Annotated in this window: 13 protein-coding genes; 7 read left to right on the top strand and 6 right to left on the bottom strand. The window is 41.5% G+C overall.

The annotated features are described in order from the left end of the window. The first annotated feature begins 1 nt into the window (after position 1). The 3 genes from ftsA (at position 2) to GXP67_RS23170 (ending at position 4,414) form a co-directional block, all read left to right on the top strand. Positions 2 to 1,336, top strand: coding sequence for a cell division protein FtsA (gene ftsA, locus GXP67_RS23180; RefSeq protein WP_162445315.1), 1,335 nt, complete (start codon positions 2 to 4; stop codon positions 1,334 to 1,336). 146 nt (positions 1,337 to 1,482) lie between these two features. Then, on the top strand, positions 1,483 to 2,952 hold the full coding sequence (gene ftsZ / locus GXP67_RS23175) for a cell division protein FtsZ (RefSeq protein ID WP_162445314.1): 1,470 nt from the start codon (positions 1,483 to 1,485) through the stop codon (positions 2,950 to 2,952). Between the two features lie 277 nt (positions 2,953 to 3,229). After that, positions 3,230 to 4,414: a DUF6600 domain-containing protein gene (locus GXP67_RS23170; RefSeq protein ID WP_162445313.1), complete on the top strand. Its 1,185-nt coding sequence runs from the start codon at positions 3,230 to 3,232 to the stop codon at positions 4,412 to 4,414. Between the two features lie 102 nt (positions 4,415 to 4,516). Here GXP67_RS23170 and GXP67_RS23165 read toward each other — a convergent pair whose 3' ends face one another. The 5 genes from GXP67_RS23165 to GXP67_RS23145 form a co-directional block, all read right to left on the bottom strand. Next, positions 4,517 to 5,257, bottom strand: coding sequence for a lysophospholipid acyltransferase family protein (locus GXP67_RS23165; protein WP_162445312.1), 741 nt, complete (start codon positions 5,255 to 5,257; stop codon positions 4,517 to 4,519). Between the two features lie 34 nt (positions 5,258 to 5,291). After that, a complete protein-coding gene (locus tag GXP67_RS23160; protein ID WP_162445311.1) occupies positions 5,292 to 6,086 on the bottom strand; it encodes a PrsW family intramembrane metalloprotease in 795 nt (264 codons plus the stop codon). 102 nt (positions 6,087 to 6,188) lie between these two features. Next, complete coding sequence (locus GXP67_RS23155; RefSeq protein WP_232064545.1) at positions 6,189 to 7,487, bottom strand: hypothetical protein; 1,299 nt, start codon at positions 7,485 to 7,487, stop codon at positions 6,189 to 6,191. Between the two features lie 130 nt (positions 7,488 to 7,617). Further along, complete coding sequence (gene ileS / locus GXP67_RS23150) at positions 7,618 to 11,067, bottom strand: isoleucine--tRNA ligase (RefSeq protein ID WP_162445310.1); 3,450 nt, start codon at positions 11,065 to 11,067, stop codon at positions 7,618 to 7,620. 458 nt (positions 11,068 to 11,525) lie between these two features. After that, the gene (locus GXP67_RS23145) at positions 11,526 to 13,922 is read right to left on the bottom strand and encodes an efflux RND transporter permease subunit (protein ID WP_162445309.1); all 2,397 of its coding nucleotides are present in this window, start codon (positions 13,920 to 13,922) and stop codon (positions 11,526 to 11,528) included. A 199-nt stretch (positions 13,923 to 14,121) separates the two neighbouring features. Here GXP67_RS23145 and GXP67_RS23140 point away from each other — a divergent pair, with 199 nt between their 5' ends. Beyond that, positions 14,122 to 14,415 carry a hypothetical protein gene (locus GXP67_RS23140; protein WP_162445308.1) on the top strand — a complete coding sequence of 98 codons (294 nt, stop codon included), beginning with the start codon at positions 14,122 to 14,124 and terminating at the stop codon, positions 14,413 to 14,415. A 120-nt stretch (positions 14,416 to 14,535) separates the two neighbouring features. Here GXP67_RS23140 and typA read toward each other — a convergent pair whose 3' ends face one another. Beyond that, positions 14,536 to 16,341 carry a translational GTPase TypA gene (gene typA / locus GXP67_RS23135; RefSeq protein WP_162445307.1) on the bottom strand — a complete coding sequence of 602 codons (1,806 nt, stop codon included), beginning with the start codon at positions 16,339 to 16,341 and terminating at the stop codon, positions 14,536 to 14,538. A gap of 226 nt (positions 16,342 to 16,567) precedes the next feature. Here typA and gldA point away from each other — a divergent pair, with 226 nt between their 5' ends. The 3 genes from gldA (at position 16,568) to GXP67_RS23120 (ending at position 19,546) form a co-directional block, all read left to right on the top strand. Further along, positions 16,568 to 17,479: a gliding motility-associated ABC transporter ATP-binding subunit GldA gene (gldA, locus tag GXP67_RS23130; RefSeq protein ID WP_162445306.1), complete on the top strand. Its 912-nt coding sequence runs from the start codon at positions 16,568 to 16,570 to the stop codon at positions 17,477 to 17,479. Positions 17,480 to 18,045: 566 nt separating this feature from the next. After that, entirely contained in the window at positions 18,046 to 18,747 is a 702-nt protein-coding gene (locus GXP67_RS23125) for a 16S rRNA (uracil(1498)-N(3))-methyltransferase (RefSeq protein WP_162445305.1), read from the top strand. Positions 18,748 to 18,853: 106 nt separating this feature from the next. Beyond that, positions 18,854 to 19,546: a DUF4159 domain-containing protein gene (locus tag GXP67_RS23120; RefSeq protein WP_162445304.1), complete on the top strand. Its 693-nt coding sequence runs from the start codon at positions 18,854 to 18,856 to the stop codon at positions 19,544 to 19,546. Positions 19,547 to 19,558 lie beyond the last annotated feature (12 nt).

Raw genomic sequence — 19,558 nt, 5'->3', positions numbered from 1 at the left:
TATGCAAAAAGACAAAATAGTAGTAGGTCTCGATATTGGCAGCACCAAGATTTGTGCTATTGTAGGCCGTAAAAATGATTACGGCAAACTCGAAATTTTAGGTATGGGTAAAGCCGTCTCCGAAGGCGTAACCCGTGGACTTGTCACCAACATTGACAAAACGGTTGAGGCCATTATGCAAGCGATTGCAGAAGCTGAACAACAATCTGGTATCAACATCCGGGTGGTAAATGTAGGCATTGCCGGTCAGCATATTAAAAGCCTCAAGCAACGGGGCAGTATCACCCGTACCTCATCGGATACTGAAATCAGTGTGGAAGACATCAACCGCCTGACCAATGATATGTACCGCACCGTAATTCCTCCCGGAAGCGAGATTATTCATGTATTGCCGCAGAATTATACGGTGGATTATGAAGGAGGCATTAAAGATCCGGTAGGGATGTCTGGTATCAAGCTGGAAGCCGATTTCCATATTATTACTGCACAGACTACTGCTATTCACAACATTAACAAATGTGTGCGCAGAGCTAATCTGGAAATAGAAAACCTGATTCTGGAACCGATTGCATCCAGTATGGCTGTGCTCACCAAAGAAGAGAAAGAAGCTGGGGTAGCTCTTATTGATATTGGCGGCGGCACTACTGATATTGCTATTTTCTATGATAATATTATCCGTCATACGGCAGTCATTCCTTTTGGAGGAACGATTATTACTTCAGACATTAAAGAAGGCTGCATGGTCATGCCAAATCAGGCGGAATCGCTGAAAGTGAAATTTGGTAAAGCCATTGCGGAAGATGCCAGCTGGAACGAAGTAGTATCTATCCCTGGCCTTCGCAACCGTATGCCTAAAGAAATTTCTGTGAAAAATCTGGCGCATATTATTGAAGCCCGCATGGAAGAGATCATAGAAATGGTGCATGCCGAAATTATCCGTTCCGGCTATGAAAACCGCCTGGCAGGTGGTGTAGTTATTACCGGAGGAGGTGCGCAATTGCAGGATGCCAAAGAATTGTTCGAACTCGTAACTGGCCTGGATGCCAGAATCGGTTATCCGAATGAATATTTAGGAAAAAGCAAGGTAGAAGTGATTAAAAATCCGATGTATGCGACACCGGTTGGTTTAGTGCTGGCAGGTTTCCAGTCTATCGACGAACGGGAAAACCGCTACATGCAGGTGCAGGCCACTAAAACTACGCAGCCGCAGACACAAGCTTCTTCTACTCCTGCCAAGGAGGCACGTAAGCCACAAGGAGGCGACTTTTTCAGACGGATTCTGGATAAGACGAAAAGTTTTATGATCGACGATTTTGAAGACAAAAACGATTACTAAAAAAATTACGGATTGAAAATTTGAGCTTTGAAAGATTATCTTAGTAATGTTTATTTTTAATGTTCTAATTTTCTAATCTTCTAATTTTTAATCTACAAATACGAAATTATAACCTTATTAACCTACTACTCATAACCCCATAAGTTATGGCTGAAAACACATTCAAATTTGATATTCCTGAGCATCACAAATCCATTATTAAGGTAATTGGTGTAGGTGGGGGCGGAAGTAATGCTGTAAACCACATGTACAACAAAGGCATCAAAGATGTAGAATTTGTTGTGTGTAATACAGATGTTCAAGCTCTGAAAAATAGTCCTGTTCCTAACCGTTTGCAGATAGGAGTAAGCCTTACGGAAGGGTTAGGTGCCGGAGCAAATCCTGAGAAAGGACGTAATGCTGCCATAGAAAGCAAAGAGGAGATCAGAGAATTATTAAGCCAGAATACAAAAATGGTTTTCATCACGGCTGGTATGGGAGGTGGTACCGGAACCGGAGCAGCCCCTGTAATAGCCGGAATTGCCAAAGAACTAGGTATTCTGACAGTAGGTATAGTAACGGCACCTTTTGGTTTTGAAGGCAAAAAGAAAAAAGAACAAGCGTACAGAGGGATTGAAGAATTACGCCAGAATTGCGATACAGTACTGGTTATTCTCAATGATAAGTTACGTGAGATTTACGGAAACCTTTCCATTAGTCAGGCTTTCGGGCAAGCAGATAATGTGTTAACTACTGCTGCCAAAGGTATTGCTGAGATTATTACGGTTCCCGGTTATGTGAACGTCGACTTTGAAGATGTAAAAACGGTAATGAAAGATTCCGGAGCAGCTGTAATGGGTTCTTCAAAAACAGAAGGGGAAAACCGGGCCAGAAGGGCTGCAGAAGAGGCTTTATGTTCACCCCTGTTGAACAACCGCAACATTCATGGGGCACAAAAAATCCTACTTTCCATTGTTTCCGGTGAACAGGCCGAATTGCAAATGGACGAACTTTCTGAAATCACTGAGTTTATCCAGGAAAAAGCTGGCAAAGAAGCCGATGATGTGATATTTGGCCATGGTGTGGATTCTTCATTAGGCGGAAGTATTCGTGTAACAGTAATTGCAACCGGATTTGATGAAAGTTTTTTGGGTGAAGCAGGCATGATTGTGACTGAAGAAAAAAAACGCATCACCGACCTGGATTCCGGACGTGAAATCACGCCGGTGACTAAACCTGCTTTTAACAATTCTGGTAAACCTGTTGAGATACCTGTAAATTTTCATAATATTACCAAACAAGAGCCCAAAGTTACTTTCGATCTGGAAAATGACTTTAAAGTGATAGAAGCTCCGGCCGAAAAAGAGCATTTTTCTATGATGGAAGATGATTTTGCAGCTGAACTGGATGTGCAGGAACGCCGGTTGCGGGAAAGAAAAGAACGTTTAAGGCGCATCAGTACAGATATCACCCAGGAGGAATTTAAGGAAAAACTGGAAGTACCTGCCTACAAACGGAAAAATGTACGGCTACAAGATGTTCCTCATTCTTCAGAGAAAAATATCTCCCGGTTTAACCTCAGCGATGATGACCAGATTCTGGGAAACAACCGCTATCTGCACGATAATGTAGATTAGTATATTAAAACATAGTTTAATAAAATGCCAAAACGGGCGTATATCAAAAATTGATATACGCCCGTTTTATATTTAAAATGGCTCCTCTTACAAACCAATTTTTCAAAAACAGGTGCATACAAATCTAACTCCTATCTAAATTTATCATGATTCTGTCCATAAAATTTGCCTATTTATCGATAGCGTTTAATTTTCGGCAAGATATTTACTCTATTATTATGTAAGCTGGCTTGAAAAAGGCAGGCTTACAAAAGGTACCTATTAAATACCAAAGCTTATGAAAATAATTACCAAATCCGCAATATGCTGCCTGTTCGTTTTACTAGCATTTAGTAGTACTAGCCCTCAGAAAGCAAGTGCCCAGGCAGGAGCCAATATTTCATTTCAGACTTTTTATGATGAACTGACACCCTATGGACAGTGGATAGTGAATCCGCAGCACGGCTCTGTGTGGATACCTAACGTAGAACCCGGGTTTCAGCCGTATGCCACCAATGGTCGTTGGCTAATGACTGAATATGGGAATACCTGGGTTTCAGACTATGTATGGGGATGGGCACCCTTTCATTATGGCCGCTGGTTTTATGATAACTATGATGGCTGGTGCTGGATTCCGGGTAATGAATGGGGACCCGCCTGGGTAGCCTGGCGTTCCGGAGGAGATTATTATGGATGGGCACCTTTAGGGCCTGGCATAAATATTAACGTTAACATTGACATTCCGGTAAATTACTGGGTCTTTGTTCCCCGGAGATATATTGTTTATCCGCATATTTACAGATACTGTGTTCCCCGGCCACGGGTTGTGCACATATATACCAATACGGTTTATATCCATAATACATACCGCCATAATAACCGTGACTATGTATGTGGTCCGTATCGCCACGATATAGAAAGGGCAACCCGCAGAAGTGTGCCTACTTATACGCTTGGCCATATGTACCAGCCAGGAAGGGCAGTGATGGAAAGAAATTCTGTAGCCATGTATCGTCCGGAAGTTTCGCCTCGTTCTCCAAGGTCTTCGCAGCCTTCACCCTCTACCGGCCGTTCGGATTATGTGAATCCACGAACGACTAGAAATGAGAGTAGTCCACGGACAGAAAGAAATACTCAGACAGAATATCATTCGCCTAGCTATGAGAGAAACCAGCCTTCTACTATTGAACGTAATCCATCGTCTAACAGAGCTGGCATGAGCCGGAGAGAAGATAATGCTATAAGCCAGGATCGTATTTCCCGTAATCAGACTTCATCCAGGGAAATACAATCTACGCCTTCCACCACTAATCGCCAGCCGGCAAGAAATAGCCAGCAGCAACGTAGTAATAATAATTATTCACCATCGCAAGCCAAGGTAGATCGGCAGCCCAGGGTTCAGAGGCAACAGGAATCTTCCGGAAGCTCTTCCAGGCAACAAAACTCTTCTACTGAAAGGGGCGGAAGAGCCAGGAGAAATTAATATAACACTATACTTATATAAGAGAAGCCGTATTTTAAAAGGAAATACGGCTTCTCTTATGCAGTTTGTAATCTCATCTTAAGAAACAATAAGAACTTAGCCTCATAGTTCAGCTTGTTCAATCGCCTCCTTCATCATTATTTTCACTTGTTCTTTAAGTTGTGGAAGGTCGGCTAATTTGAGCCCATTCGTTTCTACGGGAGTTAGAAATTTGGTATAGATCGTACCTGGATGCGGCTGAAATTCATATCTGGGCATAAGTTTGCGGGAATTTAAAATCACCATCGGCATAATAGGAGTTTGCGTTTCAATGGCAATCCGGAAAGCACCATCCTGAAAAGACAACAACGTATCCGGCGACTGATTCATTTTTCCTTCCGGGAAAATAAAGACTGAAATACCTTCTGCTAGCTTTTCCTTCAGCTGGCGCATACTTCGCCTTTTGCTTTCCAGGCTGTTGCGGTCTACCATAATTACCACATATGGATAAATCCAGCCGAAAATGGGTATTTTCTTCATCTCCACTTTACCCAATGGCCTGAACTGGCCGGGAATGGCGAGTACAAATGCCGGGGAATCCAAATAGGAATTGTGGTTGCACACGTATACAAAAGCCTGGTTAGGAGGTATATCAGACCGGTTGAGTGTTTTAAACCGGATGCCACTACATACACCAAACAAAAATCCCCAGCATTTAAGAAAAAAATAGGCAATAGGACCACCTTTTTTTTCACCCAGCAATACAATCGGCAACACAATCAGCGGTAAAGAAAGTGTCATGATGATGCTGAAATTGAAAACAGACCAAACCAGGTAAATCTTCAAAATGATTTTCTTCAGCATCAGATAAATGGGTAGCTATTCAAAATTGCGTGGCTTATTCGACTTCTTCAGTTTCTTGTTCTTCCTGCTCTTCTTTTTTCCTGGAGGTTTTCTTTGCACTTTTTTTCGTATCATCCATAAACGGAGAATTGCGGTTATGCAGTTGAATGGCTCTTAAAGACAAGCCAATTCCTATGAACAAAGACAAAAATGCGCCTATAAACATAAGCCGGTAATTAGCCATGAGCAGGCAGAAGTCGTAAGCGGCATGAAAACCAACGGCTGTAAAAAGGCCGGCGAGTTTTAAAGGTGATCCTTTGCCCTGGTGTTTGAATTTAGCCATTCCCACATAATACCCCATCAGGATCGCAAAAGATCCGTGTGCCGGAACCGCTGAAATCATCCGCCAGAGGCCAATATTCATTCCTTCCATAAATCCTTTACGCACGCCCTGGTCAACTACATACGATATATTTTCAAAAGTGGCAAAACCCATCGCAATCATTACTGCATAGGTAATCCCATCAAAAGGTTCGTCAAATTCTTTACGGGGATACGCAAACCATATGAGTATTGCATATTTACAGGCTTCCTCTACGAAGCCCACGATAATCGCATAAATTCCGGTGAAGGTAACATTATCCCTGGCGGGCACAATTCCCAGTTGCTGTACACCAAATTCTATTAAGATAGCCGGAAAGATACTCAGAATACCCAGGAAGAAGGTTTTAATCAGCAGATGAAAGGGTTCTTTGTCGAGTTTATCCCGTTCATAGATAAACATGGCAATAGCAAGCCCGGGTGCTAAAGCTATTGTGAGTAAAATTAGTATCAATGCCGGGCTGTTCATGCTGACACAAAGGTAACGATATTCGTTTAGATATATTCTTTCCGTCTGTAATTCAAGTGAATTAACTCTCCCCAACAAGAATGGCAATTAAATATTACCCCCTTATTGCAATTGTGAGGGTACATGTGGCTGGGAAAGCAATTCTTCAAATAAGGTCCAGCGTTTCTGTGGATTTGCCGTGGTGCCACCTTTCTTCTCAATAAAACTGGCTACCATATCTTGTCCGAGGTTATAGTTAATTACATAACTTCTGTATTTTTCTATAAACCCAATACGCTGTGTAGCCCGTTCGGGAGCCATTAAAGCATATTTTACCATCCAGTTGACAGCCGCTTCTTTATTTATTTTCCCATCCAGATATTGTCTGGCCGCTTCATTTCCGGCATAACTCAGGCCTTTGGTTAAGTCCTGAATCTGGTAATACGACTCAACTTTTGCTGGATCTAAACCGGCGAGCGGAAATAAAACATTTTTTTCAAAGGCTATACGTTCATTTCCGGGAAAAGCTACGTCAATCCCATAGTTAGCACTTCCTTCGGCAATTAACGATTGCGGACTGAATAAGGGATATACTGAAAACTCTACCCAGCCCTTATCTCTCACCAGATGTTTTTCCATTAACGCATTGTACACATGATGGCCGGGATATCCTTCATGGCAAGCCAGATCTATGGCCCGGTCGATGTAAATGGGCAGATCGGTATTGACTTGAATCAGGCTGTAGCTGTTTCCTTTGTACCAGTTATATCCAGACCAGGATTTATTGGTTACATATTCTACCGTAAAATTCTCATTGGCAGGCAATTTAATATGCTGAAGGGTGCGTTTACGGGCTTCAGCAATGGCTGCTTTAAATACCGTATCGAGCTTTTCTTTAGGAATAATAAACGATTCTTTAAACTTATTCAGCCTGGTAGTAATATCTCCTTTTCCGGGCAAAGCCTTATCAAGTTCTGCAATCAATCCTTGAAAATGAGCTTCTGTATAAGTTGGCGGGGTAGCATCATAGAAAGCCTTGGCCTCCTGATCGAAAGTAAGGGTTTTACCAGAAAGCTTATCAATCTCAGCTTGTACGGCTATCAGTTGTTTTTGCAGGGAAGTATAACGGCCTTTATCAGCCTCGGCTAACTGTGTTGACTCTATCTCTGCTAACTGGCTCATCAGACCGGAAATCTGAGTACGAAAGGTATCTGCCGGAAATTGCTTCTTTGTGCTATCCAGTGGAGCAGGCCGCCACTCTTCAGGACCATAGTAGGCATCTACATAATCTGCATCGTAATTACCAAGCTGTAATACCAGTTTTACATAGTCTGTTGCGATACTGTCCATAGGCCGGGAGGTTTGCTGGGTTTGTGTGTCCTGCTTGGACTGGTTTGTACAGGATGCCAGGAGGATGGGCATTGTAAAAATAAATAAGCGGAATATATGCATAGTTTCAAAAACAGGTGTAGGTAGTAATAAACCTGCCTTTCCGCATCACAGAAAGGCAGGAATTTTAAAAGATATACTTAAATCTATGAAAAGCCAACTATTAATTCACCACGGTTATCTTCAGGTTGAGCATGAATTCATCCATCTCCACCGCACTGGCATCTTCTACTTTTTCCACTAAGTTTAGTTCTAATGCCTGTGTTTCCGCACAAATGTATTCTTTATTGGCTTCCAGGGCAGCATTCACCAAAGTTGTAGATAGTTGCACATCAATCTTGATCTTATCCTGCACTTCCAGACCCATATCTTTCCGCAGGTTTTGCACCCGGTTCACTATATCCCGCGAAATACCTTCTTTGCGGAGGGCATCTGTAATGGTAATATCGAGTGCTACCGTCAGTCCGTTTTCACTGGCTACGATCCAGCCTGGAATATCTTCCGAAGAAATTTCTACATCTTCTAAAGTCAGGTTTACTGTCTGACCATTGAGGGAAACCGGCAAAGTTTTTTCCCGCTCGAGTACTTTAATTTCCTCCTGGCCAAATTTCTGAATCAATCCGGCAATTTCTTTCATTCTGGGACCGTATTCTTTGCCCAGTTTTTTGAAGTTCGGCTTGATTTTTTTCACCAGTATACCAGAAGTATCATCGATGTATTCTACCTGTTTGATATTTACTTCCGATAAAATTAAATCTTCTACATCCTGAATCTGGGCTTTCACTTTTGGCTGCAATACCGGAATCAGAATTCTGGAAAGTGGCTGGCGGACCTTAATTGTATGTTTTTTCCGCAGCGAATGTACTAAAGAAGAAATATTCTGCGCCAAAGTCATTTTTTCTTCCAGGTTCACATCAATGGCAGCCGTATCTACTTTCGGAAACTCACTCACATGTACCGAAGATACTTTTTCCCGTTTGCTCACTTTATTTAAATCCAGGAACAACTGCTCGGCATAAAAAGGTGCAATTGGCGACATGAGTTTCGCAATGGTCTCCAGACAGGTATATAACGTTTGGTACGCTGCTATTTTATCCTCATTATATTCCCCTTTCCAGAAACGCTTGCGGTTCAACCGTACATACCAGTTACTCAGATCATCCGTTACAAAATCCTGAATGGCTCTGGCAGCTCTGGTCGGTTCGTATTCATCGTAGGCTTCGGCCGTTTTCTGCACCAGGCTATTGAGTTTAGAAATGATCCAGCGGTCACTTTCGGTGCGTTTTTCTAATGGAACGTTTTTCTCTGTATAACTGAAATTATCCAGGTTTGCATATAAAGCAAAGAAAGAATAGGTATTATGCAGGGTGCCAAAAAACCTCCGCTGAACTTCTGTAACGCCTTCCAGGTTGAATTTCAGATTATCCCACGGCGGCGCATTCACTACCATATACCACCTGGTCGCATCCGGACCATAGGTGTTCAGCGTATCGAATGGATTGACCACATTGCCCACCCTTTTCGACATTTTATTGCCATTTTTATCCAGCACCAGGCCAGTAGAAACTACATTTTTAAAGGCCACACTATCGAATAGCATTCCGGCTATGGCATGCAGCGTAAAGAACCAGCCTCTGGTCTGGTCTACACCTTCCGAGATAAAATCGGCCGGAAAACTTTTGGTAAATACATCCTGATTCTCGAAGGGGTAATGCCACTGGGCATAGGGCATCGCTCCAGAATCAAACCATACATCTATCAGATCCGGTTCACGGAACATGGGTTTACCTTTGGCCGAAACCAGTGTTATTTCATCCACATATGGCCGGTGGAGGTCTATTTTTGAATTAGAAAAAGCATGAATAAAGGCATTATTTTTCGCTCTCTGTTCAGCTGAAAGCACACTTCTGCTGTCATTTAAACCAGTTGTAACCTGATCGATCAATTCTTTTACCGAGCCAATACATACTTCTTCTGCGCCATCTTCGGTACGCCAGATAGGGAGTGGTGTTCCCCAATACCTTGAACGGGACAAATTCCAGTCTACCAGGTTTTCGAGCCAGTTGCCAAAACGGCCAGAACCAGTAGATTCCGGTTTCCAATTAATGGTTTTGTTGAGTTCAACCAGGCGGTCTTTTACAGCGGTAGTTCTGATGAACCATGCATCCAGCGGATAATATAAAACCGGTTTATCCGTCCGCCATGAGTGCGGATAGGTATGCTCGTATTTCTCTACCTTGAACGCTTTATTCTCTTCTTTCAGAATAATGGAAATGATCACATCCGTATTTTTATAATCGGCATGGCTTTCATCTTCATTGGTATAATTCTTCACATAAAAGTCATCAGCCCCAAGGGTTTTATGGGTTCTGATCTTATATTTTTCAACACCCTTCTGAAGTTCTACACCTACTTCATTTATAAATTTTCCTTTCTTATCCACTGTAGGCAATTCATTTCCAGCCTCATCTTTTATCGTGAGTGCCGGAATGCCATGTTGTTTGGCTACCCGGAAGTCGTCGGCACCAAAGGTAGGAGAAGTATGTACCACACCAGTTCCATCTTCTGTGGTAACAAAATCTCCGGCAATCACCTGAAATGCTTTATCTGCATTATAGAAGGGTTGCAGATAAGGCATCAATTGTTCATAGCGGATGCCCATTAATTGTTTACCGGTAAATTCCTGTACCACCTGGAATGGAATGGCTTTGTCGCCGGGTTTGTAATCATCCAGTTTCAGGTCTTTATTCTTTTCTGAAAAATACTTTCCTACCAGCTCTTTTGCCAGTACCACACTCACTGGTTTATAAGTATACGGATTGAACGTATTTACCTGCACATAGCTTATTTTCTCTCCAATTGCCAGAGCAGTATTAGAAGGCAAGGTCCAGGGAGTGGTAGTCCAGGCAAGAATGAAGACATCGCCTGTAGATTGTTGAGAGAAAAGAAAATCTGATTTTGGATCTTTAATTACTTTAAACTGAGCGACTATGGAAGTATCCTTCACTTCTTTATAGCAACCTGGCTGATTCAATTCATGAGAACTCAGCCCTGTCCCATCAGAAGGGGAATAAGGCTGAATCGTATAGCCTTTGTACAGCAATCCTTTGTCATACAGCTTTTTCAGCAGAAACCATGTAGATTCGATATATTCAGTATGATAGGTAATATAGGGATGTTCCAGGTCAACCCAGTAGCCCATTTTTTCAGTCAGGTCGTTCCACTGGCCGGTATATTTCATTACGGCTTCCCGGCATTTCTGATTGTAGGCTTCGATGGAAATGGTTTTGCCGATGTCATCTTTGGTAATACCCAGTTCTTTTTCCACCTGCAACTCTATCGGTAAGCCATGAGTATCCCAGCCACCTTTGCGCTTTACCTGAAAACCCTGTAATGTCTTATAGCGGCAGAAAATATCTTTAATCGTACGAGCCATTACATGGTGAATACCAGGCGTTCCATTGGCAGAAGGAGGTCCTTCATAGAAAGTAAAACTGGGTTTTCCTTCCCGGGAACTGACCGATTGTTCAAATATCTTATTTTCTTTCCAGTAGGATAAAACAGATTCGCCTACTTTGGCATAATCCAGATTTTTATATTCCTTGTACTTCACCTTACATACAGATTTATTGAAGGTGCAAGTTAGGAAAATATTGTGTAAGGTTGATGTGTAAGAGGGGTATAATGGTAGTAACCAAATCACTACATCCTTTAGCCAGTATTAATGCGTAAAAATGAGTGGAGAGAAGGATAATCAGACAGCAAATTATTCAACAGCTACAGGTATAGAAACCAAGGCTTAGAAAGAAAAAAATGCCGCAAGTACGATAATTCCCAGTTTGACTAAATTAAAAGTGATACGTTCCATAATTCCCAAATTAATTATATGAATACAATACCTGCAGCATTCTGGTGGCTGGTATTGTATATTTTATAAAACCACTACGTAAGATTTATACCTTGTTTTTCTGTAAATGTTTCATCTTTTTACACAAAAATGCCTGTTAGTGAACTTATTGATAACTAGTTCATTAACAGGCTTTATCTTTAGGGGTTATTTCTGAAATTTACTTATCTTCTTACTTCCAGAAGTTTTATATCAATTTCTTCATCTTCTTCCTCTAGGTAAAATTCATTGTATTCCCTGATCAAACCCTGTTCTCCTTTCTTAATTTTTCCGGTATCGAAAGACATTAATAAGGAAGGCAGAATAATTAGATTGGTAAACATGGCACACAATAAGGTAGTAGATGTAAGCATGCCCAGGGCAACAGTTCCTCCGAAATCTGAAAAAGCAAAGATGATGAAACCAAAAAACAGGATAATAGATGTATACATCATGCTGGCACCAGTTTCAATTAAGCTGATACTTACTGCTTTGGACACATTAAATTTATTAAGAGGCAGTTCCTGCCGGTATCTGGCTAAATAATGGATGGTATCGTCTACAGAAATACCAAAGGCAATACTGAAAATAAGCGCCGTACTGGGTTTGAGCGGAATACCAAAATACCCCATCAAACCGCCTGTAATAAGCAGTGGTATAATATTAGGAATCAGTGAAATAATGATCATCCGAATGGAACGGAATAATAAAGCCATGATTAAGGCAATCAGCACGAAAGCCAGCGCTAAACTGGATTGCAGGTTGTTAATCAAATATTGATTCCCTTTGATGAAGAGTAAGGTAGTTCCGGTGGCTTCGGCTTTTAAATCTGTTCCTGCCAATACTTTTGTGATCGCCGGATTGATTTCTTGCTGCACCAGTTTACTCATTTCAATAGAACCCATATCCGCCACTTTTACGGATATTCTCACCTTCTGCCCGGTTGAATCTACAAAGGATTTGAGCAAGCCAGACTGGTCTTGCTGGCTGCTCAGGTAACGGATGAGGAAGTTCTTTTCCTGGTTAGTAGGCAAGCGGTAAAAATCCGGATTGCCATTATAAAACGCCTGTAAGGAAGCTTTTACAAAACTGATCACCGATACTGGTTTGGAAAGCGCTGTGATCTTGCTGAGAGTATCTTCCAGTTCCTCTATTTTACGAAGATTCTCTAAACGGAGAATGCCTTTTTTCTTGCCTGTATCTACTACAATTTCCAGCGGCATTACACCTTTAAAGTTGCTCTCAAAAAAAGCAAGGTCTTTTTTTACATCACTGCTTTCCGGCAGATCGTCTACCATATATGCCAGCGCCTTTATCTTGAAAACACCAATTAAAGAAATGATTACAATAATAGTGGTAATGGTGTAGATAACTGGGCGGCGGTTGTGTACAATATGATTGTAAAAATCAATGATCGAAGTGAGTCCTTTGGCATCCAGGTGTTTAATTTCCCGGGCCGTAGGTGAAGGAAGGTAGGAAAATACGGCTGGGATCAGAATCAGGCTTATAACGAATGTATTAAATATATTCAGCCCGGCTACAATACCAAATTCCCGCAAGATGGCTACGTTGGCAAAACCCAGTACAATAAAACCAACAGCCGTAGTAGCATTGGTCATTAAGGTAACAATACCAATTTTACGCACAATCCGGCTTAAGGCTTTAATCTTATTGCCATGTGTTTTAATCTCCTGGTGGTATTTGGTAAGCAAGTAGATGCAGTTTGGAATACCAATTACCACAATAATCGGCGGCAATAAGCCCGTGAGTAGCGTTACTTTAAATCCAAATAAAACCAGCGTACCAAGCACCCATATTACGACCACACCTATTACGATCAGAGGAAAAATAACGGCAGAAAAAGACCGGAAAAAGATAAATAGGATAATACCAGTAGCCACAACAGACAGCACCAGAAACATCGACAACTCTGCCTTTACCTTCGTAGACATAATGGAGCGCACATACGGAACCCCGGCATAATGCAGGCTGATATTGGTTTTATCTTTAAACGCATCCCCCAGTTCCTGAATATTTTGTACCAGAGCCAGGCGCTTCTGGGAATTGAGCATGCCCTTTTCTATGGCAACCAGCAGAATAGTGGCGCCATTTTGCTGGTTGATTACCTGACCTTTATAAAACTGTAAACTATTAGCAACCCTAAGTAAACTATCCAACTGTGGCTGACTTTGTGGAAACTGGCCGAATAATGCTTTAGGAACCAGTTTTTTGGAAGCTGTATCTTTTACCAAATATTGTAATCTGGGAAGTGATAGTACGGTTATAATTCCCTCCATTCTGGCAATGGTATCCGAGAGGGATTTCAGTTCTTTAAAATTCTCCAGCGTATATACACTGCTGTCTTTCATGCCGATGGCCATTATATTGCTATCTTCCCCAAAAAGCCGTTTGAAATCCTGAAAATAGATATAATCTGGGTCGTCGGCCGGAACAACGGAGTGAAAATCATAGCTGAGTTCTGCTTTTCTTCCGATAAAGCCCATCACAATGGTGAGCAAACCAATACTAACAATAAGCGGAAATCTGTATTTAAGAATTATATGGGCGAATCTGGTCCACATAGGAAGGGATTAAAGCGGTAAATGTACTAATTCCAACTGAGTCACAATACATCAATATTGGATTTTAGATAGACCCCACGTAAGGTTTTTCTAAGTTGCTTTCAAGAAAAACATACATATTAAACAAATTTTATTGACTACTGTTATGTTGTTTACAAAACAACCCTATTTTTGTGCGGAGAATACTAAATCTTTTGTTATGATTTCAGAAAGAATAAATACACTTAAAAAGCATATTCAAACAGCCTTATTCATAGGTTTGGTGATGGTTACATCCGCTTGTCACTTAGATGCCAATAGTATTGAACAGGAAGATCCAAACGCAGGGAGCGAATATGTATATGGCAATATTGGCGGGCCTCCCAAGCAGGCAGCTAATCAATACGAGGCTGATCCGGATGCTGCTACACGTGCTGCTGCTATTCGCGAAAAAATGTTTGGCGACAAGCAGGGTGCTGAACCTGGCTTACAGCAAGGAAATGGCGGTCAGTAATATTGCTATTTCAGATAAATTGAATTAATGAAGCTATAAATAAAAAGAGCGTGACCTGGTTATCAGTTCACGCTCTTTTTATTTATACTAATGGAATCTGGCAATGTATTTTTACACCAATCAGCCTGCTTTATTCTCCATACGTTTACGTTCATTTTCATCTAAATAGATTTTACGCATCCGGATCGATTTAGGCGTGATTTCCAGGTATTCATCTTTCTGGATATACTCCATGGCTTCTTCCAGAGAGAACTGGATTTTAGGTGCAATCCGCACGTTGGTATCCGAACCGGAAGCCCGCATGTTGGTCAACTGTTTGCCTTTCTGAATATTCACTACAATGTCATTCTGGCGGTTGTGTTCGCCAATCACTTGGCCCATATATACTTCCTCACCCGGGTCTACGAAGAAGAAGCCACGGTCCTGCAATTTATCAATGGCATAAGGTGTGCCTGCTCCGGTTTCCATAGAAATTAAAGACCCATTGATACGTCCCGGAATATTTCCTTTATAGGGTTCATAGGACTTAAATCTATGGTTCATAATCGCTTCTCCGGCAGTAGCCGTTAAAACGTTGTTCCGCAATCCAATAATACCACGTGCGGGAATGATAAACTCCAGGTGCTGTAAGTCACCCTTAGGTTCCATCACAAGCAATTCACCTTTACGTTGCGTAACCAGTTCGATCACCTTTCCAGAAGATTCCTGCGGTACATCTACCACCAGCGTTTCCACTGGTTCGTGGCGTACGCCATCTATTTCTTTAAAAATTACCTGTGGCTGACCTACCTGCAATTCATATCCTTCCCGGCGCATGGTTTCAATCAGAATAGACAAATGCAGAATGCCTCGTCCGTAGACTAAAAATTTATCTTCTGTATCGGTAGCTTCCACCCGCATAGCCAGGTTTTTTTCCACTTCTTTAAACAGGCGGTCTCTCAAATGGCGGGAGGTTACATATTTACCTTCTTTACCAAAAAACGGAGAGGTATTGATCGTGAAGAGCATATTCATGGTAGGCTCATCAATCGAAATACGTGGCAAAGGTTCCGGATTCTCTGCATCGGCCAGGGTATCGCCAATCTCAAAATCTTCCAGGCCCACTACCGCACAAATGTCGCCGGCTTTTACTTCAGGAACTTTTAATCTCCCCAATCCTTCAAACACATGCAACTCCTTAATTCTTACTTTTTTAATCACGCCATCCGTTTTCATCAATGACATGGGCGCATTCTCCTTTAAAGTACCCCGGAAAACCCGGCCAATGGCAATACGGCCTACGAACGAAGAATAATCCAGAGAAGTGATCTGTAACTGTGGCGTACCTTCATACATAGGTGCCGGTGGAATATTGTCTACAATAGCATCCAGCAGCGGAATAATATTATCGGTACGTTTGCGCCAGTCAGTGCTCATCCATCCTTGTTTGGAAGAACCATAAACAGTGACAAAATCGAGTTGTTCTTCCGTAGCCTCCAGGTTGAACATCAAATCGAACACCGCTTCATGTACCTCATCCGGACGGCAGTTTTCTTTATCTACTTTATTAATTACAACAATAGGTTTCAGACCCAGATTAATGGCTTTACTCAATACAAAGCGGGTTTGAGGCATAGGGCCTTCAAACGCATCTACCAACAATAATACGCCATCGGCCATTTTCAACACACGTTCTACCTCACCGCCAAAATCTGCGTGGCCTGGGGTGTCGATAATATTTATTTTCACATCTTTATACCGGACGGAAACGTTTTTGGCCACAATGGTAATACCTCTTTCCCGTTCCAGGTCGTTGTTATCCAGAATCAGTTCTCCGAATTCCTGGTTTTCACGGAAAATTTTAGAAGCATGAATAATTTTGTCTACTAAGGTTGTTTTACCATGATCTACGTGTGCTATGATGGCAATATTTCTGATACTTTGCATTGTAAGTTTTTGAATTGAGCCGCAAAGCTACGAAGAACTAGCAAATTTTACTTGTAGGTTTTATAAATATTCCATTAAAGAACTGTTAGTGAATAAATTGAAAATACGTAAAGTATATTTTTTATTTGTTTAGTTATAGTAGGTAACAATTGCAAAGCAGTTTTATATTGCAGACTTAATTTTTCCATACAAAAACGTAGCCCAGCAGTAAAAGGGACATTTATTTATGTCGGTAGTAATCACAGCACTTACTAAAATGTATGGCGCTCAAAAAGCGGTAGATGGCATTTCTTTTCAAGCCCATCCTGGCCAGGTGGTAGGTTTTCTGGGTCCGAATGGTGCCGGAAAATCCACGACCATGAAGATTATTACCTGTTACCTTCCTCCTACCAATGGACAGGTACAGGTATGCGGATACGACGTAGTAAACTCACCAATGGACGTACGGCGGAATATTGGCTATCTGCCGGAGCATAATCCACTGTATCTGGATATGTATGTGCATGAATATTTACACTTCATTGGCTCCTTGCATAAACTCAATAGAAAAACGCTGCCAAACCGGGTAAAGGAGATGATAGATTTATGTGGCTTAGGAAGGGAACAAGGAAAAAAGATAGGTTCGCTATCCAAAGGTTACCGGCAACGGGTAGGACTGGCGCAGTCGCTCATTCATGATCCGCAGGTACTCATTCTCGATGAACCCACCACCGGACTCGATCCCAACCAGATTGTGGAAATACGGCAGGTAATTAAGGAAACCGGCCGGCAAAAAACAGTAATATTCTCTACTCACATTATGCAGGAAGTAGAAGCCATCTGTGATAGGGTAATTATTATTAACCTGGGCAAAATTGTAGCCGACAGTCCGGTGCAGGAATTGTATCAGTTTCAGCGTAGCACCCAGACTATTTTTCTGGAATTTAACCACCAGATTCAAACAGACAAGCTGGCTGCCTTGCCTGGGGTACAAAATCTTCGCGAAAAAGGAACAGGAAAATATGAAATAGATACGGATGGCTCTATTGACATTCGTCCGGATATATTCCGCTTAGCCGCAGAAAACAGCTGGACGCTTATAGGTATCAAACAGGAGGAAAAAAACCTGGAAAGCATTTTCCAGGCATTAACAAAGTAATCTAATGCAACGATGTTGATGGGTTGGAAAGCCTACTGATTACCATATCTCTAGGAAAGGCTGGTATATACTTAGTTTTAAGTTTAAATCATTTGTATGTCCATCACTTACCAGCTTTTACTTTTATTTTGCATGCCCAAAATAAAAGTAACAAAACAAAAGGGCAAAATGAAAAATGCTTCCTGGCTCTATCCTACCCTCGCCCCGCTTTTCATTTATCCTAACCCGCATGGAATATTTGTTTTATTTAATGTTATGGTTACTTGCTTCGATTCTTGTTTATAGATTCTTTCTACTCACAACTTTTAAAATTAATTCACTTCTTATATTACACACAATTTAGAGGTAAAGCAAGGGTGCGGCTGATGGTGCAGCAATAGCGCGGACTTTTTTGGCCTGTGGCGTAGGCCGGAGGAATGCGCGATGATTTTATCTGGCGTGAAAAAAGTCTCTATTGGTGCTGCCCTTTTGTTTTGCTACTTTTATTTTGGGCATGCAAAATAAAAGTAGGACGGCGTTAAGGTAAGGTAGGCAGTAAGGTTTGCTTGTTTGAAAATAACTATTCTATGCAATTATTTTATAACCCCGATTTTAATATACAAGCTCCTTTCCTGCTAGAGGATGAAGCCAGGCATTGCCTGAAAGTATTGCGCATAAAAAAGGGAGATATAGTGCATGTCACCGACGGAAATGGAAACATTTTTGAAACGCGGCTGCTGACAGAAGATCCTAAAAAATGCCAGCTACAGATCATTTCTACACAAACAGAATCTTATAAACCGTATACAATCCATATAGCCATTGCACCCACCAAAAATGCTGACCGTACCGAATGGATGGTAGAAAAATGTGTGGAACTCGGCGTAGATGAAATCAGCTTTATCGCCTGTGAACATTCCGAACGGAAGTTTTTTAAAACAGACCGGGTAGAAAAAATCGCAATAGCAGCCATGAAACAATCGCTGAAAAGCAGATTACCAGCTATTCATGAAATTATTTCCTATAAAAAATTTATAGAACAACCCTTGCCCGAACAGCGGTTTATTGCGCATTTGGAAGAAGGAAAGCGGGAATTATTACAGCAGCTTGCTCAACAAGGTAAAGAATATTGTGTGTTGATTGGCCCGGAAGGAGATTTTTCTCCGGAAGAAATCAGACTCGCCCAGGCAAAAGGATTTTTAGCTGTAAGTCTGGGTGAAAGCCGGTTACGCACCGAAACTGCAGGAATCGTAGCCTGCCACATATTAAATCTGATCAACAGCCGTTAGTAGGAAATAGTCTTCAGTTTTTAGTATCTGGTCTCTGAAAAGGGTAAACTTAGATTTCTGAAAACAAAAGTTTTGTGTTACTTTTCTGATCTGTTTTATTCAATCTATGTATACAATTAATAATTCTTCTTTCTATAAAACCTTCCTGTTTCTCCTGAGTGCGCTGGTTCTGCTGCTTACTAAGCAAAGTGTAGCACAGGTGCCATCATATAAAATTGCCAAGCTCAAATATAATGGTGGCGGCGACTGGTATGCCAATAAAACCTCTATACCCAATCTGATTAATTTCTGCAATAAAAACCTAAAAATGAATATTGCGCCGGAAGAAGAAGTAGTAGATGTAGGCAGCCCGGAAATTTTCTCCTATCCTTTTGTGCATATGACCGGCCATGGAAACGTAGTGTTTACAGATGCTGAAGCACGTAATCTGCGAAAGTACCTGATGTCTGGTGGCTTTCTCCACATTGATGATAACTATGGGCTGGATAAATTCATCCGCCTGGAAATGAAAAAAGTATTTCCCGAACTCACCTTTATCGAACTTCCCTTTAACCATCCGGTATATCATCAGAAATATAATTTTGCAAACGGCTTACCCAAAATCCACGAACATGACGGAAAACCCAGCCAGGGATTCGGATTGATTTATGAAGGAAGACTGATATGTTTTTACAGCTTTGAAACAGACTTAGGCAACGGATGGGAAGACCAGTCGGTGCATAACGATCCTGAAGAAAAACGCCAGGAAGCTTTAAAAATGGGAGCTAATCTGCTGTATTTCGCTCTTACCAATTATTAAGTTTGTGTAATT

It is taken from the genome of Rhodocytophaga rosea, assembly GCF_010119975.1.
GTDB classification, from domain to species: Bacteria; Bacteroidota; Bacteroidia; order Cytophagales; family 172606-1; genus Rhodocytophaga; species Rhodocytophaga rosea.
This window is presented reverse-complemented; position numbering and strand designations above follow the sequence as displayed.

Excerpts from the sequence above, each read along its gene's own strand:
- ftsA (WP_162445315.1), top strand. The coding sequence starts at position 2 with ATGCAAAAAGACAAAATAGTAGTAGGTCTCGATATTGGCAGCACCAAG.
- ftsZ (WP_162445314.1), top strand. The coding sequence starts at position 1,483 with ATGGCTGAAAACACATTCAAATTTGATATTCCTGAGCATCACAAATCC.
- GXP67_RS23170 (WP_162445313.1), top strand. The coding sequence starts at position 3,230 with ATGAAAATAATTACCAAATCCGCAATATGCTGCCTGTTCGTTTTACTA.
- GXP67_RS23165 (WP_162445312.1), bottom strand. The coding sequence starts at position 5,257 with ATGCTGAAGAAAATCATTTTGAAGATTTACCTGGTTTGGTCTGTTTTC.
- GXP67_RS23160 (WP_162445311.1), bottom strand. The coding sequence starts at position 6,086 with ATGAACAGCCCGGCATTGATACTAATTTTACTCACAATAGCTTTAGCA.
- GXP67_RS23155 (WP_232064545.1), bottom strand. The coding sequence starts at position 7,487 with ATGCCCATCCTCCTGGCATCCTGTACAAACCAGTCCAAGCAGGACACA.
- GXP67_RS23145 (WP_162445309.1), bottom strand. The coding sequence starts at position 13,922 with ATGTGGACCAGATTCGCCCATATAATTCTTAAATACAGATTTCCGCTT.
- GXP67_RS23140 (WP_162445308.1), top strand. The coding sequence starts at position 14,122 with ATGATTTCAGAAAGAATAAATACACTTAAAAAGCATATTCAAACAGCC.
- typA (WP_162445307.1), bottom strand. The coding sequence starts at position 16,341 with ATGCAAAGTATCAGAAATATTGCCATCATAGCACACGTAGATCATGGT.
- gldA (WP_162445306.1), top strand. The coding sequence starts at position 16,568 with ATGTCGGTAGTAATCACAGCACTTACTAAAATGTATGGCGCTCAAAAA.
- GXP67_RS23125 (WP_162445305.1), top strand. The coding sequence starts at position 18,046 with ATGCAATTATTTTATAACCCCGATTTTAATATACAAGCTCCTTTCCTG.
- GXP67_RS23120 (WP_162445304.1), top strand. The coding sequence starts at position 18,854 with ATGTATACAATTAATAATTCTTCTTTCTATAAAACCTTCCTGTTTCTC.